The sequence below is a fragment of the Pseudactinotalea sp. HY160 genome, assembly GCF_009372055.1.
In the GTDB taxonomy this organism is placed as follows: Bacteria; Actinomycetota; Actinomycetes; order Actinomycetales; family Beutenbergiaceae; genus HY158.
Genome location: NZ_WHMT01000018.1, coordinates 12,473 through 38,487, shown reverse-complemented (window position 1 = coordinate 38,487; position 26,015 = coordinate 12,473). Strand labels below are relative to the sequence as shown.

The following is a 26,015-nucleotide window of genomic DNA, read 5'->3' as shown; positions in this document are numbered from 1 at the left end:
CATCGGTGACTAACAATGCATCTAGTAGGCCACGGCGTTCGATGGTTGTCAAGAGGTGTGATGAGAACTCGGTGCGGCCCGGTGCGGCGGCTGCCGCCGATCGGCCCGGTTGCTCGCCTATGCTGTGTCTCGGACCGGCGCGAATGACGAGGGGATGGACTGGTGGCAACCGAGGAAGTCGGATCGGGCGGTGGCTCGGACCGTGAGGACGCCCGGCTCGCCCTCATGACCAAGGTGGCCAAGCTCTACTACGAGGCCCGCATGCGGCAGCCGGAGATCGCCGAGCGGCTGGGCCTGTCCCAGTCCCGTGTCTCCCGCCTCGTGCGGGAGGCACACGACCACGGGATCGTACGCACCGTCGTCCTCTCCCCGAAAGGCCTGCGCTCGGATCTCGAGGCGGAGATGATCGCGCGCTTCGACCTGCTCGACGCGGTCGTGGCCGAGCCCGCCAGCACCGACGACTATGCGGTGATGTCCGCCGTGGGGTCGGCCGGTGCGACGTACCTCGAGGCGACCCTCAACAGCTCCGACCGGGTCGGGGTCTCGTCCTGGTCCTCGACCCTGCTCGCCGCCGTCAATCTCATGGTTCCCCGGCCGCGCTCGCCGATGGCCGGCGCGGTCGTCCAGGTCATCGGGGGCGTGGGGCGCCCGGACGTGCAGGTGCAGGCGAACCGCCTGGCCGAACGCCTGGCGCAGGTGGCCGGTGCCGAGCCCAAGTTCTTTCCCACTCCCGGGCTCGTCGGCTCCCGCCAGACCCGGGACGCGATGATGACCGATCGCTACCTCGCCGGAGTCACCGACGAATGGCGCGGCATCACCACGCTGCTGGCCGGGATCGGCACCGTGCGTCCGTCCTCGTTGCTCGCCTCCTCGGGGGCCGCGGTCGACGATCACGACGTCGCCGAACTGACCGGCCTCGGGGCGGTCGGGGACATCTGCCTGCGGTTCTTCGACGCGCAGGGCGCCGCGGTGCGTTCGAGCATCGACGAGCGGGTGCTCGGCATCGACTCCACCCAGTTGCTCGGCATCCCCCGCCGGATCGCCATGGCTGTGGGGCACCGCAAGGTCGAGGCGATCCGAGGTGCGTTGCTCGGTGGCTGGGCGAACATCATGATCACCGACGTGGCCACCGCCCGCGAGGTGCTGGGCGACTGACCGGCGGCCACCGGGGCGACTGCCGGAATCCGGGGCGGGCCGGGGATCAGGAGCGGCGTGCCGGATCGCCGAGGTCGTGGTCGACCATGAGCGGGGCCCAGTCGACCTCGGCGAAGCGGCTGCGCTGCGTTTCGAGTATCTGCGGTAGGCGCCGGCGGGAGATGGGGTGGAGGTACTCGGTGAAATCGCCCATCCGGTCGAACTGCTCCCGGACCCGGTCGCCGTGGCCGCGCAGATCCTCGGACTCCGCGATGAACGCTTTGAGGTGCTCCGTGTAGGCGGGCAGGGCCGGGTCGTCGGCGATCGTCATCTGCCACAGCCGCAGGCTCGAGAACCGCGCCCACGATCGACAGGAGTCGACGTAGTCCCGGTACCGTCGCAGCACGGTGCTCGTGGCCGCCTCGATCTCGCGGGTCTGGGTCCCGACCGATTCGCCGGCCAGCCGTTCGAGCCCGTCCAGGGCGTCGTCGAGAAGGCGGCGATCGGCGGCCGCGGCCGCCTGGATCTGCTCGTCCAGGTGCGCGACCTGATCCCAGCCGGACGACGTGAACTCACCGGCCGAGAGGGCCGCGGAGTGCACGTGGAAGAGCCGCGTCGCCGTCGCCTCCCGCTGCTCGTCGGCCACGGGCTGCTGCTCGCGCGCCACCTCGTCGAGCCGGCGGGCGATCCGCTCGATGCCATCTTCGATCCGGCCGAGCCGGGCCTGCATCGCCATCGCCGTGAGCGCGCCGGTGAGCGCCGCCGCGTTCACCACCTCGTCGCCGAGCGAGCGAGGGCGGGCCGCATGTGTCCAGGAACCGGATTCCCCGCGCGTGATCGTCAGGATCCCGGGGCCGTGGATCTGCTGGATCGCCGTCGCCATCGAGGGATCGACGCGCACGAGTCGAGCGACCGCCCCCGGCGTGGCGTGCATGCCGTCGATAGCTGCGAGCAGACCCTCGGTGTGACGACCGAGTTGGTCGGGCAGCGATCGGATCGTCGTTCCGAGGGCGTCGAGATCGGCGGGCAGCCCGAGCGCGAGGAGCTCGTCCGGGCGGTCGGTGGCGTAGGCCAGGATCGGGGGAACCGCCGGAACCACCGGGCGGGCGGCGGGCGGTAGTGGAGTCGGTGGCGGCAGCGGCGGCACAGGGGGCTGGTGGGAGCGGAAGCGCCATGCGGACGCGGCCGAGATCACGATGAGGATCACCGCGATCGTCACCATCCAGCCGACCGGCGTCATGCTGCCAGTATGCGACAGGCACGGCCGTCACCGGAAGGAGGATCAGTGCGGCCGGTTCTCCGGGCCGACGATCATGACCGACGTGGGTGGGGCGAACACCACGGGGACGGGCCGGCGGGCCGGCATGAGCTCGAACCGGTGGTAGATCCGCGCGAGGCCGCGCAGGACCCACGCCGCGGCCGCGCACCACAGCGGCCACTGCCACCACCAGGCGGCGCTCCACGCGGGCGGAACCTCCAGCCCGAGCCCGAGCAGCCCGACCCCGAGCACCGCGAACATCGCACTCAGATGCCACACGTAGATCGTCATCGACCGCGCGCCCACCCAACCCACGAGGCGCCGCAGCGGCCCGGTGGCGAGGCGCAGGAGCGGCCCGCGCAGGGCGAGCGCGACGGCGGTCAGGAGGATCGCGTGGGCGAGGGCCAGGAGCGTGGGCGGGCTCAGGTTCGAGATCGCCTCGCCCGGCATGCCGATGAGGCTGAGCGGGTAGGGGCCGGCCGCGAGCAGCACGAGCGCGGCCGACAGCGCGAGTGCCGCGACGATCCACCAGGCCCGCGCCCCCGGACGGCGCTCCGGCAGCAGCGCATAGGCCAGGCCCGCGGTGAACGGCACGGCCCACACCGCGAGCAGGTTGAGCCAGGCCAGCTGTGGCGCCGCGCCGGAGAAGCGGAGCAGATCCACGATGACCGGCAGCGGCAGGAGCACGAGGGGTGCCGCCCAGCCGAGCCGGATCACGAGCGCCCGGAGCGCGGGTGTGAGCAGGAGCAGCGCCCCGTAGACGCCGAGGAACCACAGCGGCTGCGGCACGATCCGCACGGCCTGCGCCACGGCCGCCGCGGGCACGCCCACGGCCGGCAGGAGGAGTGCTACGCCGGCCCACGTGAGTGCGAAGGCGAGCACCGGCGTCAATAATCGAGGCAGGCGCCGGCGGAGCGTGATCCCGACCGATTCCCTCCGGCCCAGCCCGGCCGCCGAGCCCGCGGCGAAGAACAGCAGCGGCAGCACCTGGAGCACCCACGTGAGGAGCCAGCCCGGGCCGGTCGCGAGCGCGTTGCCGATCGTCAGGGCGGTGCCGTCCCAGGCGACCTGCGGCATGAGCCAGTGCACGGCCACGACGGCGAGCGTGCCGAGAGCCCGCACGAGGTCGACGAACGGATCGCGGGCGCGGCGCCGACCGGATGAAGCCGACTGGGCGGGTTGGGCAGAGGCCGCGGCCGGATATGCCGGGGCGGAGAGGCGGTGCGGTCGCAGGGAGACGGGCGGGGAGGCGGTGGCCACGATGGTCCTGACTGTGTGGGAATGAGATCCCGTCCAGTCTTCGAAATCGCGTAGATCGCCACCATGGAGCAGGCCGCCGTTTCGGGCGCGGGCGAGCCCGAACTCATCGTGGGGGCCGGCCCCGGGGGCCCGCCCCCGTCAGCGCTGCAGGTAGCGGACGACGGCGAGCACGCGGCGGTGAGCGGCGTCGTCCGTGGGCAGATCGAGCTTGGCGAAGATCGAGGAGATGTTCTTCTCCACGGCGCCGGCGGAGAGGAACAGGGCGGCGGCGATCGCGGAGTTCGAGCGGCCGAGGGCCATCTGCTCGAGCACCTCGCGTTCGCGGGGGGTGAGGCGTTCGAGGGCGGCGCGTTCGGGGGTGGCGCGCAGGAGCTGGCTCACGACCTCGGGATCGAGCACGGTGTGCCCGGCGGTGATCCGCTCGAGGGCGTCGATGAACTCGCTCACGTCGGCCACCCGATCCTTGAGCAGGTAGCCGATCGCGCGGGCGTTGCCCTGCAGCAGCTCGGTGGCGTAGCGGGTCTCGACGTACTGGGAGAAGAGCAGCACACCGTGCTCGGGGTGGCTCTCGCGGATCCGCAGCGCGGTGCGCAGGCCCTCGTCGGTGAAGGTGGGGGGCATGCGCACGTCGATCACCGCGACGTCGCACGGGGTGCCGGCGTCGGCCTGGGCCTCGATGGCCGCCTCGAGCTCGGTGCCGTTGTCGACCGCGGCCACGACCTCGTGCCCGCGGCGGGTGAGCAGCGAGGTGAGCCCGTCGCGCAGGATGGCCGAGTCCTCGGCGATCGCGATCCTCATGGCGCCACGGTAGCGGGGCCGGGCCGCCTCACCGCCCGGCCACCCGCATCGGCAGTGTGATCGTGACGACGGTCGGCTCCCCGGCGGGGCTCTCGATCCGCAGGCCGCCGTCGACCGAGGCCACCCGGTCGCGCAGGCCGGCGAGGCCGGTGCCGTGGCCGTCCGCGCGGGGCGGGGCCGGTTCGGCGCCGCCGATGCCGTCGTCGCGGACCCGCAGCCACAGGGTCTGCTCTCGCTGCTCCGCGAGCACGTAGACGCCGCTCGCGCGGGCGTGCTTGACCGCGTTCGTGATCAGCTCGGCGATCGCGAAGTAGGCGATCGACTCGATCGGCGGATCCGGGCGCAGGTCGGGGGCGATGTCGACGGTCACGGGCAGCGGGCTGCGGGAGGCGAGCGTCTCGACGGCGACCGCGAGGCCGGCCTCGAGCGCGGGCGGGCGGATGCCGCGGGCGAGTTCGCGCAGCTCGACCAGGGTGTCCTTCGTGGCCGCGTGCGCCTCGGCCACGAGGTCGCGGCCCTGGGCCGGGTCGCTCTCGAGGAGCTCGGTCGCCTCCCCGAGCTGCATCGCCAACGCGACGAGCCGGGCCTGGGTGCCGTCGTGCAGGTCACGCTCGATCCAGCGGAGCTTGGTGTCGGCGTCCGCCACGGTGCGCCCCCGGGAGGATTCCAGGGCGGCCACCCGCAGGCTCGAGCGCGTGGGGCCGAGCAGGACGGCCGCGAGCCCGGTCCAGGCGGCGGCGAATCCGCGGGCGAGCTGCGGCCAGAGGAACCAGAGCACGATGCCGGCCACGCCGCAGGCGATGAACGATGACGTCGTGTCCATCGGGGTGCCGTCCCACCAGAGCGAGCCCCGGTGCCACGTGCCGTCCGCGGCCTGCTGGGCGGGCAGGAAGCGGTACCAGAACCAGTACGTGAGCAGGCCGGCCGCGACGACGAGGAACACGAGCACGAGCACCGCGGAGACGATCGCCAGGGGCAGCGCGATCACGAGGAAGAGCACGGCCCGCCAGCCGGCGCCGTCACCGATCGTGTTCGCCAGGCCGCGCCAGAAGCCGTGGCCGCGGCGACGCGGGAGCGGGTGCGCGATCTCGGTGCCGAGGAGGCGGGCGTAGCCGCGGAACGTCCCGCCCCAGCCGCGGGCGCCGAGCACGAGCCATCCGGGCAGGTAGAGCCCGGCCACGGTCGGGGCGAGCGCGGCCGTGAGGCAGGCGCACAGCACCGCGTAGGCGAAGCCGAACGGCGCCGTGAGCAGGATGAGCAGCTCCGTGCCCAGGTCGCGCCAGGCGCGCGAGGTGAACGGCGCGGACCAGAGGCGTTGCGGGGCGCGGCGGCGGGTGACGACCGGGACGATCGGCGGCGCGCCGGTCGGGGAGGGTGCGCCGGTCGGGGAGGGTGCGGGCATGACCACCATTCAATCGGCCCGCGGGGGCCCGGACCAAGGCGGCCTGCCCCCGTGTCCGGAGGGGGATGGCCCCAGCGCCGCGTTGGTGCCGGCCGGCCGGCCCCCGCCGGCGGCCGGCCCCCGCCGTCGCCGTCGCCCGCGCCCCGGTCCGCCTATCCGCCTATCCGCCCGCCGGTGCCCTACATGCCCGGCCCGACGAGCGAGGCGACGATGCCGCCGTTCATCGTGGTCAGCACGACCACCTGGCCGGACGCCGTGGCCGGTCCGAACAGCTTGGCGTCGTTGATACCGGCGTCGGCATATTCCGCGTTCTCGCCCGGATCGGGCGCGCTCCACAGCAGGCGCCCGCTCGCGCCGTCGTAGGCCTCCACCCAGGCGTCGCCGCCGAAGGGGCCCACGATCACGGCGCCGCCGGTCATGCCGAGCTGATCGTGGTTGTTGTTGAACGAGGAGGGCCCGATCAGCTGCAGCGGCTGCCCGGTCGAGGCGTCGAACACGCCCACCTGCTCGCTCGTGATGTACCCGGCGACCAACCCGCCGTCGCCGGCGAGCGGGCCGGTGGGGATCCGGGAGAACTCCATCCCGTCGACGGTCTGCGGCAGCGGCGTGGGCCGCGCACCCGAGTGGGGGTCGTCGGTCGCCGGCGAGTACCGCAGCAGCCCGCCCGTCTCGCCGTCCTCGTCCTCGTAGCCGACCACGAACCCGCGCTCGGTCGGGGCCGCGTGAGTGAGCACCCTGGGCACTGGCAGCTCGGCGTGCTCGATGTCGCCGGTCACCGGGTCGAGCCGCACGGCCCCGGAGGCCTCGTCGAGGTACCGGGCCATCCACACGGTGCCGTCCTCGGCCACGACCGGATCGGTGCGCAGCCCGGCTATCTCGGTCTCGAAGCCGATCACGGCATCGTCGGCGCGGAACCCGAACACGTCGTCCTTCATGCGCAGCAGCACCGTGTCCCCGGCGGCCGTGGCGGAGTCGCACCCGGCCAGCACGGTCGGCGTCGAGGAGATCTCCGCGCCGTCGGCCGGATCGAGCACCGAGACCGCGAAGCCGTCCTCGCCGTGGGACGCGGCCACGATCGACCCGCCGGCGGTGACCGCGAGGCACAGGCCCGCGCCCGTGGCGCTCTGCCAGGCGAGTTCCCCGGTGGCGAGGTCGAGGGCCACGACCAGCCCGCCGTCGTCCGTGCGTGCGGGAACGAGCACGTGACCGGCCCGGTCGAACAGGGCCGGGTCGGCGAGGCTCGCCCCCTCGATCTGCGCCAGCCAGCCGCCGCCGGGGGCGTCGTAGCTCACCGCGGCGAAGCGGGCGTCCCGGATGAAGGAGACGTCCCGGGTCACCGCGTAGTCGAACACGCACCACCGGAAGGCCGTCGGATCGGTGATGCCCGCGAGGGCGCACAGGGTCTCGGCCACGGCCCGCTGCGCCGGGGTCAGGTCGTCGTAGCCCAGGTGCGCGTCCGGGAAGGACCGGTCGGTGAACGTCGCGGTGCTCTCGCCGTCCTCGTAGTCGAAGAGGGCCTCGCCCTCGCCGATGCGCCAGCTCTCCCCGAACGCGCCGTAGAGCGCCTCGACGGGCGGGTCGAGCGGCAGCTGCTGCCCGCCGCGGGCGGTCAGGTCGTTCTCCGCCTCGCGGTCGGGGCTGCCGAGCAGGCCCTCCCAGGCCGTCTCGGATGTGCCGGCGTCGACGAACACGTCGAAGTTGCCGGTCTCCAGGCCCCGCACGCTCACCTGCACATCGTCCGGGCCGGCCACGAACAGGTCCCCGGCGAACGCCCACGCGAAGTGGTCGCCCAGGTCGATCCCCTCGGTCAGTTGCGCCATCGGGACGGGTTCGCCGTCGATCCGGACCACCGGGTCGCGGTGGGTCCGGGCACTCACCCGGTGCCCGCCGACCTCGATCGCGGCGGCGGTGATGATCGAGACCCGGGTGCTGTCGCCGTAGGGCTCCTGCCGGGTCTGCACGGTCAGCTGCTCGGAGTCGGCGAGCACGAACTCGCCCACGAGCTGCAGGTCGTAGCGCACCCCGTCGAACGTGCGCAGGTGCGGTTCGCCCGATCCGCCCCCGCACGGGCCGGTGCACGGCGTGGGCTGCCTGGGGGAGGGGGGCATGTTGTCGTCGAAGAGGCTGTCGAGGGACTCCTTGAAGCCCTTCTTCATGTCCTTGAAGTATTGCGACACGCACTTGATGGGCGAGCCCTTGCAGCCGCCGAGGTCGTCCACGGGCTTGAGCGTGGGCTGGGCCTTGAGCGGGATGCCGTCGTCGTCGCCGAAGCCGACCGGGGTCACGTGGGAGGGGCCGGGCCCGCGCTGGAGGGCATGTTCGATCCGCAGGGTGCCGCTCTCGGCGCGGGCGTCGGTGGCGCCCGCCTGCGCGCCGGTGGGAACGCTGCCGAGGACCGTCTGCAGGCCGGTGGTCCGTTCGCCGTCGGCCGTGACCCCGAACCACTGGAACTGCCCGCCGCGCATGCGGTGGCCGAGCAGCTCGGCGGAGGGCAGGTCCGCCTCGTCGGCCGCACTCGGCAGGCCCTGCCCGAACGCGAAGTCGACGATCAGCGGCGCCCCGCCCGCCACGCCCAGATGCGACAGGTCGAGCACGAGCAGGTCGTCCGCGTCGACGGACCGGTCCCCGGTCGGGGTCGCGATGACCTGGAGGCGCTGCTCGCCGCCGGTCGAGACGATCCCCGCCACGACGTCCAGATCCTCCCGGAACGTGTCCGGCGTATCGCGTATGGACGGCGCCAGGTCGGGTATCGGAGTGAACCTCACCCCGTCGATCAGCTCGAGTGCCGCATCCTCGTCGCCCGTGAGCCCGGCGAGGAGGCGATCGGTCACGTCGACGAGCGAGCCGTCGGCGAGCACCGTGCGCACCCGCTCGTAGACCCACGTGTCCTGCACCGGCTCGTCGCCGGTGGGCACCGCGGTGGCGGGCTCGGGCGCCGGCGCCGGTTCCGCCTCGGCCGCGCCGCCGGAGAACAGCGAACAGCCGGCCAGCAGCAGGGCCACCGAGGCGGCCGCCGCGACCGCTCGGGCGGGCGCGTGCACGGCGGGACGTCGATCACGGGTGGTCATGGGGCGGGTTCCTTCGCTCGGTCGTGTCATGGACTCGGGCGCGGGCGCCGATCTGCCCCATCGCTCGGTTCGACCTCACAGCCAAGCAGCCCCGGCTCACAGACCGCTCACAAACGTTCGTGCGAGGATACTGGAGGCCGTCCGGGCGGCGGGCCGTCGTCGCCGGTGATGAAGGAGGAAGCAGTGGAGCAGCGGATCTTGGGGCGCACCGGCCGACCGGTCTCGGTGATCGGGCTCGGCACGTGGCAGCTGGGCGCCGACTGGGGCGATGTCCGTGAGGAGGAGGCCCGCGCGGTGCTGGAGGCCGCATACGAGGGCGGCGTGCGGTTCTTCGACACCGCCGACGTCTACGGCGACGGGCTCAGTGAGCGCAGGATCGGATCCTTCCTGCACGAGCGGGGCATCGACGACGTGGTCGTCGCCACGAAGGCGGGCCGCCGGATGCCGCAGACTCCGCAGATCTATTCCCTCGACAACCTGCGCGCGTGGACCGACCGGTCGCGCGCGCACCTGCGGGTGCAGACCCTCGACCTCGTGCAGCTGCACTGCCCGCCCACCGCCGTTTACGGCACCGACGCCGTCTTCGACGCCCTCGACACCCTGGTCGAGGAGGGGCGCATCGCCCGCTACGGCGTGAGCGTCGAGACCCGTGCCGAGGCGCTCACCGCGATCGCCCGCCCGAACGTGGCGAGCGTGCAACTCATCCTCAACATGATGCGGCTCGGTCCGCTGGCCGAGGTACTCCCGGCCGCGCGCGCCGCCGGTGTGGGGATCATCGTCCGGGTGCCGCTCGCGAGTGGGCTGCTCTCGGGCCGCTACGACGAGAACACCACCTTCGCCGCGAACGACCACCGCACCTTCAACCGCGACGGCAGCGCGTTCGACGTCGGCGAGACCTTCTCGGGCGTCGACTTCGCGACCGGTCTCGAGGCGGTCCGCCGGCTGGCCCCGCTCGTTCCCGACGGCGCGACGATGGCGCAGTTCGCGCTCCGCTGGATCATCGACCAGCCGGGCGTCAGCACGGTCATCCCCGGTGCCCGCACGCCCGAGCAGGTGCGCACCAATGCGGCGGCCGCCGACCTCGCCCCGCTGCCGGCCGAGACGGTCGCGGCCGTGGAGGCGGTGTACCGCGAGCTGATCGCCCCGCAGCTCGGCGACCGCTGGTAGTCCTGCGATGGCTGGGGCCGATCTCACGGAGGAGACGTCGTGCCTCGTTGACCTTCCTCAGCATCGCGTCGCCGGCCGGCCGGTTCGGCCGGCCGGCTGGTCGGTTCGGCCAGGTCTCTCCCGTCCGCGTCGGCTTCGACCCGAGCGCGGCGGCCACTGGACGCGGGCACGGGAGGGGCGCATCCTGGGATGCACTCGCGGATCACGGAACGAGGTGTCGAGATGGCGAGCAGTGCAGCATCGGTCATTCGGTTCGACCACGTCGGCGTCACGGTGGCCGACCTCGAGGCGGCAACGGCGTTCTTCGTCGGGCTGGGGCTCGAGGTCGAGGGCACGGCGGGCGTCGAGGGCGAGTTCATCGACACCGTCACGGGCATCCCGGATGCGAGCACCGAGATCGTCATGCTCCGGGCGCCGCAGGGTGGCACGATGCTCGAGCTCTCCCGCTTCGTTCGGCCCGCGCCGGGGCCTGTGCCGCCCGCCGCGATGGCCACCGAACTCGGCCTTCGCAGCCTCGCATTCGAGGTGCGCGACCTGCGGGCACTCGTCGACCGGCTCGGCGCGGACGGCTACGGGCTCGTGGGCGGCATCGGCGACTACGAGAACGTCTGGCGCATGGCGTACGTCCGCGGTCCGGAGGGGATGATCGTCGCACTCGCCGAACGGCTCGACGGCGTGTGAACGGGCCGTCCTGTTCGGAGGCCCGCTCGTCCGCTGTCCGGTCACAGGTAGGAGGCCCGGTCACAGGAAGAGGGCGCCGTCCAGCCCGAGCTGCGCGACCCGAAGGCGGGCGAGCCGCCGGATCGCGTGATCCTCGTGCTCGGTCAGGGCATCGATCATGTCGGCGTCCGGGAGGGTCGCTCCTGTGCCCACGGCAACCCCACAGCCAAGGAGGCCCGACTCGCAGACCGCTCACAAACGCTCGAGCGTCGACCAGCCGCGCGTCATCACCGACCTTCCGAGCCTCGTCACGCTCGCTCGGCGCCCCGCATCGGATCACGTCTGTTCGAAGGCATTCCGATGGATCACGTCCGATTCCAGGTACTCGAGGATGTCGTCGTCGATCTCGATCCCGTCACGCTCATACCGCGCGCGGATGAGCTCCTTGTCCTGCCCGGGAAAGAGCACCCGGTCGAAGCCGGGGGCAGGCCGGAGCCCGTTCAACTCGCTGCGGGTCTTCGAGATCATCTCCCGGAATGTCTCGGCGGCGGTGAACCGGCCCGGGTCGATCACGATGTGAAGCTGGCCCAGGTCCCGCCCCCGGCGCATGTCGGCGTACATGGAGGTCACGTCCTTGCCGAACGGCAGGCCGAGCAGCACACCGGAGAGCACGTCGACCATCATCGCCAGGCCGTAGCCCTTCGGGCCGGCGACGGGCACGAGGGCCTCCACATCGTCCGGATCGGTCGTCGGCCGGCCACGCTCGTCGACGGCCCAGTCGTCCGGGATGTCCTCCCCGGCCTCCTGGGCGCTGAGCACCTTGCCCCAGGCCTGCACGGTCGTGGCCATGTCGAAGCTGATGAGTTCGGTGCCCACGCCGGGCGCGGAGAACGCGATCGGGTTGGTGCCGTAGTACACCTCGGACCCGCCGAAGGGAACGACCATCGGATCGGACTGGCAGGTGGCGACGGCGACCAGTCCCGCGGCGGCGGCCTGCTCCGTGTAGTACGAGAGGGCTCCGCTGTGCGACATCTTCCGCACCCCGACCACCGCGACCCCGCATTCGCGGGCGAGCATGATCGCCTCCTCCATGGCGCGTCGGGCCAGCGCATGCCCCACGCCGTTGTCGCCGTGGAGCACGCCGGAGGACGCCCCGGTACGCTCCCACCGCACGTCGGGATGGATCGTGATGCCTCCCTTGGCGATCCGTTCGGCGTAATACTCCGTGCGCAGCGCGCCGTGGGAGTGGATGCCGCGCAGGTCCGCGAAGGTGAGCACGTCGGCCACGGCGCCGGCATCGGAGGGGTCGAGGCCGGCAGCCGTCAGCTTCGCCGCGACCAGTTGATGCAATCGACTCTCGGATACTCGCATGCTCACTCCGCTCCCTCGCGCTCGGCCCGGGCCGAGCGCCGGCGCGTCCGCACCGATGGTTTGAGCATCGACGCCGTCGGGCGGCGTGTCAACGCCCGCCGGTTACCGGCTCAGCTCCGCCCGAGTTCGCCCTGGATCCCTTCGGTGAAGGCGTCGAGATCCTGAGGTCCGCGGGAGGTGAAGAGCACGAACCCCTCGTGGTCACACCGCACGAGTTCGGAGTCGTGCCACGTGCCGCCGGCGTTCGTCACATCCGTGCGCAGCGACGCATACGAGGTCAGTTGCTTGCCTCGCACGAGGCCGGTCTCGACCAGCAGCCACGGGCCGTGGCAGATCGCCGCGATCGGTCGGCCCGAGGAGGCGAACTGTGTCGCGATCGCCTGTGCGTTCGGATCGAGGCGGAGGGCGTCGGCGTTGAGGGTGCCACCGGGTATGAGCAGCAGGTCGTAGTCGTCCGCAGAGACCTCGGCGAGCTTCGCGTCCACTGAGACGGTCGTGCCCCGATCCCAGTCGTGCACGAGGGTCTCCACCGGGGCCGTGGACGGTGCACAGATGGTGACGTCGGCGCCGGCGGCGCGCAGGGCGCCTGCGGGGCCGACGAGTTCGTCCTGCTCCACGCCCCGGTTCGAGACGATCGTGAGAATCCGCTTACCCATCAATTCGGCCATGTCATTCCCTTCCTCGCCTCTCACGATCACACGCGTGCGGGTGCCCGTGCCAGGGGGAGGGCGAGGGAATCGAGGCGACGCTGCTCGGGTCCGTATCGAAGGGCGCTGGGAAGCCGCCGGGTATACCGGGCGGCCGGACCTGGTCACCGTGACCGACGTGGCGCAGGCATTCCGTATTCATTGCGGATGGATCGGCCCCCAGAGTTGTGCGGGTCCGCAACGTCTCGGATCGTGACCGGGCTCGAGGCACGTGCCTCCGCTCGCGGCGGGTCGCTCAACACCACATACTCGACCTCATTCGTTGTGGTACGGCGAAGCCCATGGCTTCGGAGGTGCTCGCCCGCCGCGAGTCATTGACCCGACGTCATGGGTTATCAGTAGTGATATGCTCTACGCATGGTCGGCGAGTCATCCGTTGAGCAGGTTCTCCGCTCGGCTGCTCGATTGCAGCGACTCGTGCCCGATGCCGTGCTGGTGGGTGGAACGGCAGCGGCCGTGCATGCCCACCATCGCCGGTCGTTCGACCATGACCATGTTCTCCCAGATCTTGCCGAACGGTATGCCGAGGTGTTGGAAGCGGTGGAGGCCTCGGATGGGTGGGTGACCAGCGTCCGGGCCAGCGCGCCACCGCTCACCCTGCTCGGATCCTTGGACGGCGTGGAAGCGGGGCTGCGCCAGCTGCGCCGGAAGCGCGCACTGGAGGTGGAGCAGCACGAGCTGCCGGGAAACGAGTCGGTCCGTGTGCCGACCCTGCCCGAGATGCTCCGCATCAAGGCCTACCTGGTGGTCCAGCGCAATGCCACGCGCGACTACCTGGACACGGTGGCGCTGGCCACCCGGCTCGGGGTCGACGACGCCATGGTGATACTCGCAGGGATCGACGCCTATTATGCGGACCGGAGCGGCGAGGACGGTTCCGTGTTGACCGGGCTCGTGCAGCGGCTGGCCGATCCAGATCCGCGGGATTCTCGGGCCACGACCCAGCTGGATGCCTATCGGGGACTGGCCGCGCCCTGGCATGACTGGGGCACGGTGGTGCAGGTGTGCCAGGGCCTCGCGGACGGGCTTCTGCGCAGGATCGAGGAGTCGTCATGACCGCCACCTTCCGCAATGTCGACGTGCCGGACCGCGCGCCCGTGCGCGACTGGCCGTATGAGGCGATCGTGACGGTGATCGAGCGGGGGCTCATCGGTGACTGGGCGCAGCTCACCCGGGAGATCCGCCGCGACCCGTGGGGTCCGGTGGCCAGGCAGGTGGGCGCCTACCTCGGCTATGAGCGTCCGCGCGGCGTGGCGCCACTTCTGGAGCGGGCCATCGCGTCCGCGCGCGCCGAGTCGGTTGCGTCCGAGCGTGCCGAGGTGGCGCGCGAGGTGGAGGAATTGGTTCGCCGGTCCGGGCTCACCTCTTCAGCCTTCGCCGAGCACATCGGCACCTCGGCGCCCCGCCTCTCGACGTACCGGGCGGGCAAGGTGACCCCGTCCGCCGCGCTGCTGGTCCGGATGCGGCGACTCGTCGACCGACTGGCCACGGAACCGCGGGCCTCCCAACCGCGACATGGCTGAACGGCACGCGACTGCGCGCACCGACGGAGAATACTGAGAAGTTGGGCAGGAGCCGCCCGTGAATCCCCATATGATCGAACAGTCCCGAACCGCCCAGGAGATCGATTGACTGCCGCGCCGCACATCACCGCCGATACCGCCGGCTCCGCCGACTCTGCCGCATTCGCCCCCGGGTCCGTCGTGGAGATCCGCGACGAGGAGTGGCTCGTCACGTCGATGGAACGCGCGAGCGACGGCTGGTTCGTCGACGTCACGGGAATCTCCGGCATCGTGCGCGACCAGAGCGCCACGTTCGCCACCGCGCTCGACCGGGTCGTCCCCCTCGACCCCTCCTCGACGCGGGTCGTGGCCGATGAATCTCCGCGTTTTCGCACCGCCCGGCTCTGGCTCGAATCGATGATCCGGCGCACGGCGCTGCCGATCAACGAACCGGGCCTCACGGTGGCCCGGGCCGCGCTCGCCGACGCGCTCCCGTATCAGCAGCGCGCCGCCGAACTCGCGCTCAGCCCCGAGAACCTGCGCCCCCGCATCCTCCTGGCCGATGCGGTCGGCCTCGGCAAGACGATCGAGATCGGCATGATCCTGGCCGAACTCGTGCGCCGCGGCCGGGGCGAGCGCATCCTCGTGGTCACCCCCAAGCACGTGCTCGAACAGATGCAATTCGAGCTGTGGACCCGCTTCGCGCTCCCGTTCATCCGCCTCGATTCCACCGGTATCCAGCGGATCCGCCAGGAACTGCCCGCCGGGCGCAACCCGTTCACCTATTACAAGCGCGTGATCGTCTCGATCGACACCCTCAAGTCGGATCAGTACATTCCGCACCTGCGTGCCCAGCGCTGGGATGCGGTGGTCATCGACGAATCCCATAACGTGACCAATACCGCCACGCTCAATCACCGCCTGGCCGATCTGCTCGCCCGGAATGCGGACGCGCTCATCCTCGCCTCGGCCACCCCGCACAACGGCCGCAGGGAATCGTTCGCCGAGCTGATCCGCATGCTCGAGCCGAGCGCGGTGAGCCCGACCGGGGAGGTGAACGAGGAGCTCCTGCCCAGGCTCGTGGTGCGCCGCCACCGCAACTCACCCGAGGTCGCGAGCGTCGTGGGCACGGATTGGGCCGAGCGCGCCGAGCCCGACAACCGGCTCGTGGCGGCCTCCCCGGTCGAGAACGAGATCGCCCGCGAGCTCGAACACGCCTGGCTGTGGCCCGCCGGCGATCCGCCGACGCGCAGCCGGTTGTTCCCGTGGACCCTCGCGAAGGCCTTCCTCTCCTCACCCGCCGCCTTCGCCGCGACCGTGGGGGATCGGCTCGCCCGGCTCACGCGTATGGACGACGCCGCGCACCCCCCGCAGCCAGGCTCACCGGCCGCGAGCACGGCCGAGGCGCCCGGCACGGGTCGCGGGCACGCCGGGCACACCGCGCACACCGGGCACGCCGAGCACGCCGCGCTCGAGCGTCTCGCCGCCCTCGCGGACCGGTCGCTGCACGAGCCCTCCGGCAAATACGACGCCCTGCTCGAGCATCTGCGCGAGATCGGGGTGGGCCCGCGTTCGGCGATGCGGGCGGTCGTGTTCTCGGAGCGGGTCGCCACGCTCACGTGGCTGCAGGGCAAGCTCACGAGGGATCTCGCGCTGCGCCCCGAGCAGGTCGCGGTGCTCCACGGCGGCCTCTCCGATGTCGAGCAGCAGGAGATCGTCGAGTCCTTCAAGCTGGCGAGTTCCCCGATCCGCGTGCTCGTGACCGGCGACCTCGCCTCGGAGGGCGTCAACCTCCACGCCCAGTGCCACCATCTCGTGCACTACGACATCCCGTGGTCGCTCATCCGCATCGAGCAGCGCAATGGCCGCATCGACCGTTACGGGCAGCGGCACAGCCCCCGCATCACCACGTTGCTGCTGCGCCCCGACGCCGACCGGTTCGCCGGCGACTTCCGGGTGCTCACCCGCCTGGTCGAGCGCGAGCACGAGGCCCACCGCGCGCTGGGCGATGCCGCCTCCCTCATCGGCACGTACAACGTCAAGGCGGAGGAGGACGAGATCCTCGCCGTGATTCAACGCGCGAAGCGTCTGGACGACGTCGTGCGCTCTCCCGGGCAGGTCGCCGCCGATTCCGGTCCCACGGGCATGCTCGCCCGTCTCCTCGCCCTGGGCACCACGAGCAACCCGGCCCCGGACCCCACTCGATCGCCCGCATCGCCGTCATCGCCGTCATCGCCCGGCGCGAGCGGTTCGTCCGGAGCGAGCGGTACGTCCGGCACGATAAGCCCGACCAGCACAGCAGGCACGACCAGCCCGACAAGCACAGCAGGCACGACCAGCCCGACAAGCACAGCGGGCACAGCGGGCACGGCGGGCACGACCGGGCTCTTCGATTCGGACGTCGACCTGCTCGCGGCGGCCCTCGAGGTGGTCACGCCCACCCCGGCGGCCACGCCCCCGAACGGGCTGGCCTGGCAGCGCGACCGGGTGCAGCAGCTCGCGAGCCTCATCCCGCCCCGCGACCTGGCCCAGCGCCTCCAGGTGCTCCCGCAGAGCTACCTGCGCGACCGGCGCGTGAGCGAGCGGCTGCTGTTGGCGACCACGGGCGCGAAGGGGGAGCGCGAGCTCGTGGCGGCCCGGTCCGCGGAGTCCACGAGCGCCTGGCCCGAGGCGCACTTCCTCGGCCCGCTCCACCCGGTGCTCGACTGGGCGGCCGACCGGGTGCTCGCCGAGCTGCCCCGGGCCGCGATCTTCGCCGTGCGCGGCGCCGTCGAGTTCCGGACCGTGCTGCTCCAGGGCACGCTGACGAACGCCCGCGGCCAGGTCATCGCCTCCACCTACCACACGGCGCAGTTCCTGAGCGGGCCCGAGCGGCCCGCCCTCACGGCCCACGGCACGGCCGCCGAGGCCCTCGACCACGTGGGGCTCGCGGGCCGGAACACGGGCGACCTCGCCGATGCGGGCCTGCTCGCCGGGCTCGACCGGCTCATCGCCCCGGCCGTGGCGGCGGTGGAGTCCCAGCTGCCCGGGCAGGTCGCGGCGATCCGCGAGCACACGATCGACCGCGTGGCCACCTGGCAGCGGCGCGCCGAGGACTGGTCGGCCCAGGCCGGCCGGCAGACCCAGCACCGGGGCCTGAAGTCGCGGGCGAGGGTGATCGACGCCGAACACCGGCTGGCCGCCGACATGCTGCCCGACCGCACCCTCGTGCGGCCGCTGCTGGTGATCGTGCCCGACGCGGCCGAAGCAGGGGAGGGCTGATGTCCGACGCGATCACCGTGGGCGAGAGCTGGGTGAGCGAGCACTACTTCTCCGCCGGCGGCAAGGGCTCCTTCGGGGCCCGCGTGCTCGAGGCGCGCAAGTTCTGGGACGCCGAGGCCAAGGACGGCTCGCCGACCGTCCACTCCCGCTTCCTCGCCGCCCGCGGCGACCTCGTCTCCCTCCTGGCCCGCCTCGGCGATCAGCATGACGACGCCGCCGACGGTGCCTCCGACGGGGACCACGGAGCCGGCCGCAACCACGGGACCGGTGCCGGGAACGGCGAGGCGAGTGACGTCGTCCAGAGGCTGAACGAGGCCCTGCTCGACGCGCTCGGCTACGACCGGCCGGGGCTGGCGATCGAGCAGAGCGGGCCGCTGCGCCGCGTCGGGGCGACCGGGCTCGGGGGCGCCGCGCCGCTCGCGATCCTGGCCGCCCGCCGAGTGGGGGACGTGTCGGAGCTGCTCGACCGGCACGCGCCCACCCTGGCGGAGCCGTACCTCGAGGCGGAGGAGCCGATCACGTCGGCGGCCGCGCTGCTCTCGCGGCTGTTCACGGGCGAGGAGGCGCCCGCGTTCGCGCTCGTGCTCGCGGGCCCGCTCGCGCTCGTGACCGACGCCGGCCGCTGGGCCGAGGGCCGCTACCTGGCGGTGGACCTGCAGCTCGTGCTCGACCGCAACGATCAACGCCGCGGCGGGGAGCTCGACCGGGCGCTGTGCTGCGTCTCGGCCGACGGGCTCGCCCCCGACGCCGACGGGTCGATCTGGTGGACCGGCGTGCTCGCCGATTCGGTCGCGCACACGGTCGGGGTGTCCTCGGACCTGCGCGACGGGGTGCGCGAGTCGATCGAGATCCTCGCCGGCGAGGTCGTGCGCCGCCGCGCCGCCCGGGGCCTGCCGCCGCTGCCCGCCGATCAGGCGCAGCCGCTCGCGATCCAGACGCTCCGGTTCCTCTACCGGATCCTCTTCCTACTCTATGCCGAGGCCTCCCCGGAGCTCGGCGTGCTGCCGACGGGGGAGGGGGCCTACGAGCGCGGCTACAGCCTCGACCGGCTCCGCGACCTCGCGCTCGTGGAGCTCGATGATCCCCGCAGCCGCGAGGGCACCCACCTGTACGAGTCGCTGGCCACGCTGTTCCGGCTCGTCGACCGGGGCCACCCGGTGGGCGGGGGCGCGACGGGCGCGGCCGACGCTGCCTCGGGTGAGCCGGTGGGCATCGCGGGTCTCGAGTTCCAGCCGCTGCGGGCCGACCTGTTCAGGCCCGAGGCCACGACGCTCATCAGCGAGGTCGGGCTCGGCAACCACGCCCTGCAGCAGGTGCTCGAGCGGCTGCTCGTGAGCAAGCGGTCGACCACGGCCGACCGCGGCTTCATCTCCTATGCCGATCTCGGCATCAACCAGCTCGGGGCCGTGTACGAGGGTCTCATGAGCTACACGGGCTTCTTCGCCACCGAGGACCTGTACGAGGTCGCCCCGAACGGGGATGCCTCGAAGGGGTCGTGGGTGGTGCCGCTCGACCGCTCCCACGGCATCGCGGCGAAGGACTTCGTGCGCGTCACCGACCCGCTCACGAACGAGACGAAGCCCGTGCTGCACGAGCGCGGCTCCTTCGTGTTCCGGCTCGCCGGCCGGGAGCGGCAGCAGTCCGCCTCCTATTACACCCCCGAGGTGCTCACGAAATTCACCGTCGGCCAGGCCCTCGCCGAACTCCTCGACCAGCACGGACAGCGCACGAGCGCCCGCGAGGTCCTCGACCTGACCGTATGCGAGCCGGCGCTTGGCTCCGGGGCGTTCGCGATCGAGGCCACCCGGCAACTCGCCGAGCAGTACCTCGCCCGCCGGCAGGAGGAACTCGGGGAGCGGATCGACCCCGATTCCTATCAGCGCGAGCTGCAGAAGGCGAAGACGTATATCGCCCTGCACAACGTGTACGGGGTGGACCTGAACGCCACGGCCGTCGAACTCGCCGAAATCTCCCTGTGGCTCGACACGATGGGCAAGGGCCTCGCCGCGCCCTGGTTCGGGCTGCACCTGCGCCGGGGGAACTCCCTCATCGGTGCTCGGCGTGCGGTCTACCGGGCCGATCAGGTGAGCGACAAGTCCTGGCTCAAGGCGACGCCCCGCCCGGTGCCGCTGGCGGAGTCGCTCGATGCGGGCATCCACCACTTCCTTCTGCCCGCCCAGGGCTGGGGCGCGGCCGTCGGCGCGAAGGAGGGCAAGACCCTCGCCCCCGAGCGCGTGCAGGAGCTCAAGGCTTGGCAGCGGTCGATCCGCTCGAAGCCGACCAAGAAGCAGGTCGACCGGCTCCAGAACGTCGCCCGGCGGGTCGAGCGGCTGTGGGAGCTCGCGCTGCGCCGCCTCGAGGTCGCCGACAACGAGATCCGCCGCTCCATCGACGTCTGGGAGGCCGGCGACCTGCCCGCCGGCGGGCGGGTGACCCGCGAGCAGATCGAGGCGTCCCTCGCCGACCCGGCCGGGGCGTTCCAGCGGCTCAAAACCATCATGGATTCCTGGAACGCCCTGTGGTTCTGGCCGCTGACCGACCGGCTCACCACCCCGGTCGTGAGTGCGGACGGCGCAGCCGGCCCCGGGCGCATCGACCCGCCCTCGCTCGAGGAGTGGATCACCGCCCTGGAAGGGCTCGCCGGCACCCACCTCGACGAGCAGGCGACCGGCCGCGGCAAGACCTGGCGCGGCGGCGACCGCACGCTGGCCAGCGGCAACGACTGGCAGGAACTCGCAGACGCCGAGCGGGTCGACCTCGGCTTCGCGGGCGCCAAGAACCCCGGGGCCGTGCGGGCGGCCCACCCCTGGCTCGAAGTCTGCGACGCGGTCGCCGCCGAACAGGGCTTCTTCCACTGGGAACTGCTCTTCGCGCCGGTCTTCGCGAGGCGTGGCGGTTTCGATCTCCAGGTAGGCAACCCGCCCTGGGTGCGGCCCCGTTCCGACGTCGCCGCGCTCCTGGCGGAGGGCGACCCGTGGTTCCAACTCGCCGTGAAGCCGACCCAGGCGCAGGTGCGCGAACGACGCGAGGCCACGCTCGCGCTCGATGGCATCCGCGACCTCGTGATCGACGGCACGGCCGACACCGTGAGCACCGCCGAGTTCGTCGGAGACGAGAGCAACTACCCGCATCTCGCCGGGCTGCAACCGGACCTATACCGCTGCTTCATGGAACAGACCTGGCGACACCAGTCCAATGCCGGTGTAATCGGGCTCATCCATCTAGAAAGTCACTTCACGGATGAGAAGGCCGATCTCTTGCGTGAAGGTACGTACCAGCGACTCCGCCGACACTGGCAATTCATCAATGAACTGATGCTCTTTGAAATAGAACATCACAAACGGTATGGCGTGCATGTGTACGGCGATGCTAAAAGTCCAGAATTCCTGCAAGCAGCATCTGTATATCATCCTGACACAGTGATAAGTTCGCTTGTTCACGATGGAAGCGGTCCGGAGCCAGGAATAAAGGATGAGGCTGGCGCATGGGACGTTCGCCCCCATCGAAATCGCATTGTTCGAGTCGATTTTGACGTCATGAGCTCGTGGCACCGGCTCCTCGAAGCCAGTGACGTGCCAATTGGCAGAACTCGCATGGTCTACACGGTGAACCTCGCCTCCGCCGAGGTCCTGGAGAAGATCGCCGCGGCCCCACGCATCGGCGAACTGGAACCGAAGTTCTCTCGCGGCTGGGACGAGAGCATCGACCGCAAGAAGGGCCGATTCGAAACGAGCTGGGGCCGGATGGCATCGTGGAGCGACGCGATCCTCCAGGGCCCGCACCTGCACGTCGCCCAGCCGTTCTTCAAGTCCCCGAACGCGACCATGTCGAGCAACCTCGACTGGTCCGAGGTCGACCTCAAGGCCCTCGCCCCCGACGCCCTCCCGATCACGAGCTATAAGCCGGCTGGCAACCGTGCTGTCTACGACGCCTCCTACACCGACTGGGGTGAGAACGGCGAACACGACCCCGCCCGTGACCACTACCGCCTCGCCTGGCGCTGCATGGTCGCCAACACGGGTGAGCGGACCCTGATCCCCGCGATCATCCCGCCCGGTGCTGCCCACGTCGACGGCCTCTACTCGCTTGGCGGCGTGGACCCTGTACAGACCGTCGTCATTGCCGCACTGATGTCCTCACTTGTTGCGGACTTTTCGATCCGCTCGGTTCCAAAATCGACGATCCGGGCTGGAACGGCGAGCCGGCTACCGATGCCACACTTTGGCACTCGGGTCTCGGCGGTCATCCTCCGAACTCTCCGCCTCAACTGCCTGACCGACGCTTACGCCGACCTGTGGCAGTCGGTGTGGGACGAGCTCAAGCCGGCGGACCCGTCTCAGCTTCATCCCTTCACGCTTGACTCGTGGACCGGCAGCCTCGACTACCCCGGCCGTCCGGACCTCGGCGATATCGGCCCCGAGTGGACTCCGGCCACCCCGCTTCGCCGCGACTCCGACCGTCGCCAGGCACTGCTCGAGATCGACGCTCTCGTCGCGCTCTCGCTCGGCATCACGGCCGACGAGCTGGTGACGATCTACCGCACCCAGTTCCCGGTGCTCTACGGCTACGACCACGGCAAGTACCTCTACGACGCCAATGGCCGCCTCGTGCCCACCTCGATCCAGCAGCTCTGGCGCAAGCAGGGCGACGACCTCTCCGCCGAGCAGCGAACCGCCACCCACCCCGGCTCCGACATCGACTACACCTACGACCTCCCCTTCCGCCACCTCGACCGCGAGGCCGACCTCCGCCGCGCGATGGCCGCATTCGAGAGCGGCTTCGGCGATGTCAGCACCGCCGGGTTGACTCCTGAATCACGCCCACAGGGGACGGAAAATAATATTGTGAGGTCGCCATGATAGTTGCGGTGGGCTGGTGTGCCGATCCACAGGATGTGCAGCAATTGCGTTGGCAGGATGGAGCCCAGTGGGCGAGCCACGTTGCTCCAGGCCCTGGTGTGGCCCCGAGTGACCAGGCGGGAGCTCCGGTGCGCACGGGCGCAGTCGACGCGGGGCCTGGAGTCGCGCCGATACCGTATTTGGTAAAGCGTCTGGGCGCTTGGCTCCGATATCAATGGCTAAATAGTCCCGAAGATTCTATTAACCGGCGCCGACGCGGCGGGGCGCGCAACAGGAGCCACCCCTTGTCGACCGCATATCATGGAAGCGATATCAAAGATGACTAGTGGTCTCCTCGAACAGCTGAACGTTGCCTATCGTAAAGCCAAGGCGGACCTGTTCTACAGCTCAGATCCTAGAGTGTTCGACCTGATCGAATATGAAGAGCATTTAGAGAGAAACCTTCGAACTCTATGCGACTGGATAGAGAGAGATGACAAGTCCTGGGTCGAAACGCCAGAGTTCACCGGTTCCTTTTGTATCTCTGCGAGTGGGTTCAAGAGGGAAGGTCCGAAGTTGGACGTCGTGAATGCCGACGCAAAGGCCACCTGGGAGTCCTTAGCAGCTAGCCCGACGGGGCGTAAACCCGAAGCCGAATTTCGTGTAATGTCGGAGTGTTCTATCCACATGCATGTCTTATCTACACACTGGATCCTTCAAGTCGGTGAAAAGATGGATAGGAACCTTAGTGCTGCCGCAGTCGGAAACCGGCTTAATCGGTTTGAAAATAGGGACATCAACGATCGGTCTGTCGGGACATTCATCAATTATCGACCTGCCTATTCGAAGTGGAGAAATGGGGCTCTCGATGCGATGTCCGCGGCGGTGGCTGCCGGTAAAGAAATCATCACACTGGCGGCGGATGCAAGGGCTTTCTATCACAGGCTGACTCCAGGGTTTCTCCAGGACCCGGCATATTTAAGGGAGGTCCTGAAGGTAGAGTTGTCCGATGAGGAACATCGGTTGAACAGGCTCTTTGTGGCTGCGCTCGAAGCGTGGACCCACAACATCACGGAGGCGAGTTCCTGGCCAGAGATCGGCCTCCCGGTCGGTTTGCCGGCATCGGCGGTCGTTGCAAATCTTGCATTAGCTGAATTCGATCGAATTGTTGTCGATGAAGTCAAGCCCATACATTACGGCCGCTATGTTGACGATTTGATAATCGTCCTGGGTGCGTCAGGTGATCTATCTACAGTCGAGAGTGTGTGGGGATGGATCGCCGCGAGGTCTGCCGGGCAAGTCGTCACTGGCGAGTCTCTCGCTGAATATTCGGCCATTGCTTCGTTTAGTCCAACATACCTGCCAGAATTATCTATATTGTTTGCCGAAGATAAGAGTCGACTATTTTGCTTGAAGGGGGAGTCTGGGCAAGCGATGCTGGGGGCACTTCGGCATGAAATAGATATGAGATCGAGTGAATGGCGCTCCCTCAAGCCAATTGCAGCAGACGGTACAGCAATTGCGCGAGACCTTGTAGAATTGACTACGGCAGCAGGTGATCGTGCAGACACCCTCAGGGGCACTGACGACCTATCCGTTCGGCGGTCAAAGTTTGCGATTCAACTGCGGGAATTTGAATCCTACGCCCGAGACGTGTCGCCCGAAAGTTGGCAAGAGCAGCGCAGGGCATTCATAAGAACCTTCGTCAATACGGCCATCACGCCTCAAAACTTTTTCGAATTTTCCAAGTATGTGTCTCGAATCATTAGGATGGCGGCAAGTTGTGGGGAATGGAAAGAACTGAAGGCTCTTATTGATTGTCTCGGCTGGCTGGTTCGAGAGATCCGAAGTAAGTGCGAAATTTCGATTAAGGGCTATGGCAACTGGAATCAAGGTCCAGATCTTTTTGTGGACCGCTGGGTTGCGGCAATGACCAAACTCTATATCGCTGCACTGCTGGGCGCGGCCCATCAGCCCAAAACAAATTCAGAATTAGCTACTATGGTCGGTGACTTGAAGGCTCTCGGAAGATCGCCGACAATGATGACAAATCTCATATCGGACGACCTTGCGAAATGGCAAGAGAAGATCTTCCTCAGCGATCTTGGCGAGGTTGCCGTCCGCTATCTCTGGCTAGATGACGTTTCGGTGCCTGCTTTCCATGTCGAGCACGTTCGACACTTTCGCGAGCAATTTAGTGGCAGACGTGGATGGCCAAAGCGACCGTTTGTCAACATCGAATGGCATGGTGCGCTTGTTAGATGGATGGACCTGGCTCATGCAAGTCGAGGTCACTCTGCAGTCGCAACTTCGTTAGGTGTCGAACGAAGCTCCGAGGAAGAGTATCGATTACTGGAACTCGCCACTCGGCCGCCAAATGAACTGGAGTTGGAGTTACTAGCGAAGGCGTCAATTAATTCGTCTGTGGACTTCGATCGCCGAGAGATTGGCAAGATATTAGCGTGGTTGCGTGGCAGTTCTCCATCGTTGGCGGAGCCGTTGGCAGATTTTTCGGAGCCCTTAGTACCGATGGACTCGACTTCGCGAGATTTGGTTTCGGGTGAAGTTCGAGTCGCTTTGACGATGGTCGCGACTGATCTGGAATGGCTGAATTCTGCAGCACTGGGCGCTCCGGTTCTCACGAGAAGTCGGTATGATCGCCTGAAGAGTGTCTTGAGCGATGGCGTCCACGTCCCGGGTGGCGTGAACTACGTGGTGTTGCCGGAGGTGTCGATGCCGGCCTCGTGGTTTATACCGATGGCTCGACGTCTGCGGCGTACCGGAACGAGTCTAATTGCGGGTATTGAATATCGGCGTGTCGGCAATGCGGTATTTAATCAAGCGTGGGCCTCGCTGGTGTCTAGCGGTCCGTTTGGCGGTCATGAAATGCACATTCAGAATAAGCGACGCGCAGCAATAGGTGAACACGAGCGTCTCTTGAAGCTAGATCCCAATATTTTATACAACGGCGCTGAAGGTGCATCCGTATCTGCAAAGGATGATCGACTCCATCCACGTGTAATTAAGCACGAGGGCTTCAAGTTTGCGATTCTAATTTGCAGCGAGTTGACAAACATTAACTATCGCGCTAATTTGCGGGGGGAGATCGATGCGCTCTTTGTGTTGGAGTGGAATAGAGACTTGGAAACGTTCGATGCACTCGTTCGATCGGCGGCGTTGGACGTTCACGCGTATGTGATTCAAGTCAACCATCGCAAATATGGGGACTCCAGAATTAGAGGACCGATGAAGCAGCGGCACCTAAGGGATGTCGTTCAAATTCGCGGTGGAGAGCATGACTATTCGGTTACGGCGCGGATCAATTTCCGCGCGTTACGTGAGTTTCAGTCGGTTCATGGTGTCACGGCTGGACACTTCAAGCCTTTGCCTGAGGGTTTCATGTTGGCGTCGGACCGGAGAGTGGTTCCCTCAATTGTGCCCGGCTGGGATGATCGATAGTTTGAGCTGTTCTTGTCAGTTTTGCGTTGTTTTGGAAAATGCTGCTTGACTAGTTTTCATTCAGTCGAGTGCGTAGCTAACCCAATGGGCGCTTCGCCTGCCAGTGGCGGGGTGGTCGCCCTGGGACACG

17 protein-coding genes are annotated in these 26,015 nt (G+C 69.0%); 9 read left to right on the top strand and 8 right to left on the bottom strand.

The window, feature by feature from the left end:
* Positions 1-162: 162 nt before the first annotated feature.
* Positions 163-1,155, top strand: a complete 993-nt coding sequence (locus GCG21_RS13490) for a sugar-binding transcriptional regulator (RefSeq protein ID WP_228759873.1) — start codon at positions 163-165, stop codon at positions 1,153-1,155.
* 46 nt (positions 1,156-1,201) lie between these two features.
* Here the strand turns inward: GCG21_RS13490 and GCG21_RS13485 are convergent, their stop codons facing one another.
* From GCG21_RS13485 to GCG21_RS13465, 5 genes are all read right to left on the bottom strand, one after another.
* Positions 1,202-2,374 carry a hypothetical protein gene (locus GCG21_RS13485; RefSeq protein WP_152910200.1) on the bottom strand — a complete coding sequence of 391 codons (1,173 nt, stop codon included), beginning with the start codon at positions 2,372-2,374 and terminating at the stop codon, positions 1,202-1,204.
* Between the two features lie 42 nt (positions 2,375-2,416).
* Positions 2,417-3,652, bottom strand: a complete 1,236-nt coding sequence (locus GCG21_RS13480) for an acyltransferase family protein (RefSeq protein WP_194165097.1) — start codon at positions 3,650-3,652, stop codon at positions 2,417-2,419.
* A gap of 138 nt (positions 3,653-3,790) precedes the next feature.
* Positions 3,791-4,450, bottom strand: a complete 660-nt coding sequence (locus GCG21_RS13475) for a response regulator transcription factor (RefSeq protein WP_152910198.1) — start codon at positions 4,448-4,450, stop codon at positions 3,791-3,793.
* Positions 4,451-4,478: 28 nt separating this feature from the next.
* Positions 4,479-5,852, bottom strand: coding sequence for a sensor histidine kinase (locus tag GCG21_RS13470; RefSeq protein WP_152910197.1), 1,374 nt, complete (start codon positions 5,850-5,852; stop codon positions 4,479-4,481).
* Between the two features lie 179 nt (positions 5,853-6,031).
* Positions 6,032-8,920: a VWD domain-containing protein gene (locus GCG21_RS13465; RefSeq protein ID WP_194165096.1), complete on the bottom strand. Its 2,889-nt coding sequence runs from the start codon at positions 8,918-8,920 to the stop codon at positions 6,032-6,034.
* 183 nt (positions 8,921-9,103) lie between these two features.
* Between GCG21_RS13465 and GCG21_RS13460 the strand changes: the two genes are divergently transcribed.
* Complete coding sequence (locus tag GCG21_RS13460) at positions 9,104-10,087, top strand: aldo/keto reductase (RefSeq protein ID WP_370517522.1); 984 nt, start codon at positions 9,104-9,106, stop codon at positions 10,085-10,087.
* 222 nt (positions 10,088-10,309) lie between these two features.
* The gene (locus tag GCG21_RS13455; protein WP_152910194.1) at positions 10,310-10,768 is read left to right on the top strand and encodes a VOC family protein; all 459 of its coding nucleotides are present in this window, start codon (positions 10,310-10,312) and stop codon (positions 10,766-10,768) included.
* A 60-nt stretch (positions 10,769-10,828) separates the two neighbouring features.
* On the opposite strand, the gene GCG21_RS17025 is transcribed toward GCG21_RS13455, so the two are convergent.
* From GCG21_RS17025 to GCG21_RS13445, 3 genes are all read right to left on the bottom strand, one after another.
* Positions 10,829-10,960, bottom strand: coding sequence for a hypothetical protein (locus GCG21_RS17025; RefSeq protein ID WP_255471627.1), 132 nt, complete (start codon positions 10,958-10,960; stop codon positions 10,829-10,831).
* A gap of 123 nt (positions 10,961-11,083) precedes the next feature.
* Positions 11,084-12,118: an ureidoglycolate dehydrogenase gene (gene allD / locus GCG21_RS13450; RefSeq protein ID WP_152910213.1), complete on the bottom strand. Its 1,035-nt coding sequence runs from the start codon at positions 12,116-12,118 to the stop codon at positions 11,084-11,086.
* Positions 12,119-12,228: 110 nt separating this feature from the next.
* Complete coding sequence (locus GCG21_RS13445; RefSeq protein ID WP_152910193.1) at positions 12,229-12,786, bottom strand: type 1 glutamine amidotransferase domain-containing protein; 558 nt, start codon at positions 12,784-12,786, stop codon at positions 12,229-12,231.
* A gap of 396 nt (positions 12,787-13,182) precedes the next feature.
* On the opposite strand from GCG21_RS13445, the gene GCG21_RS13440 reads away from it, so the two are divergent.
* The 6 genes from GCG21_RS13440 (at position 13,183) to GCG21_RS13415 (ending at position 25,885) form a co-directional block, all read left to right on the top strand.
* Positions 13,183-13,881: a hypothetical protein gene (locus GCG21_RS13440; RefSeq protein ID WP_152910192.1), complete on the top strand. Its 699-nt coding sequence runs from the start codon at positions 13,183-13,185 to the stop codon at positions 13,879-13,881.
* Positions 13,878-14,348, top strand: coding sequence for a helix-turn-helix transcriptional regulator (locus GCG21_RS13435; RefSeq protein ID WP_152910191.1), 471 nt, complete (start codon positions 13,878-13,880; stop codon positions 14,346-14,348). The genes GCG21_RS13440 and GCG21_RS13435 overlap by 4 nt, the downstream gene beginning before the upstream one ends.
* A 105-nt stretch (positions 14,349-14,453) precedes the next feature.
* Positions 14,454-17,588, top strand: a complete 3,135-nt coding sequence (locus tag GCG21_RS13430) for a helicase-related protein (protein WP_227993820.1) — start codon at positions 14,454-14,456, stop codon at positions 17,586-17,588.
* Positions 17,588-22,447, top strand: a complete 4,860-nt coding sequence (locus GCG21_RS13425; protein ID WP_227993816.1) for a class I SAM-dependent DNA methyltransferase — start codon at positions 17,588-17,590, stop codon at positions 22,445-22,447. Before GCG21_RS13430 ends, GCG21_RS13425 begins: the two co-directional genes overlap by 1 nt.
* Positions 22,444-22,773, top strand: a complete 330-nt coding sequence (locus tag GCG21_RS17345; protein ID WP_152910190.1) for a DUF2510 domain-containing protein — start codon at positions 22,444-22,446, stop codon at positions 22,771-22,773. The genes GCG21_RS13425 and GCG21_RS17345 overlap by 4 nt, the downstream gene beginning before the upstream one ends.
* Entirely contained in the window at positions 22,748-25,885 is a 3,138-nt protein-coding gene (locus GCG21_RS13415) for a hypothetical protein (RefSeq protein ID WP_194165101.1), read from the top strand. The genes GCG21_RS17345 and GCG21_RS13415 overlap by 26 nt, the downstream gene beginning before the upstream one ends.
* Positions 25,886-26,015 lie beyond the last annotated feature (130 nt).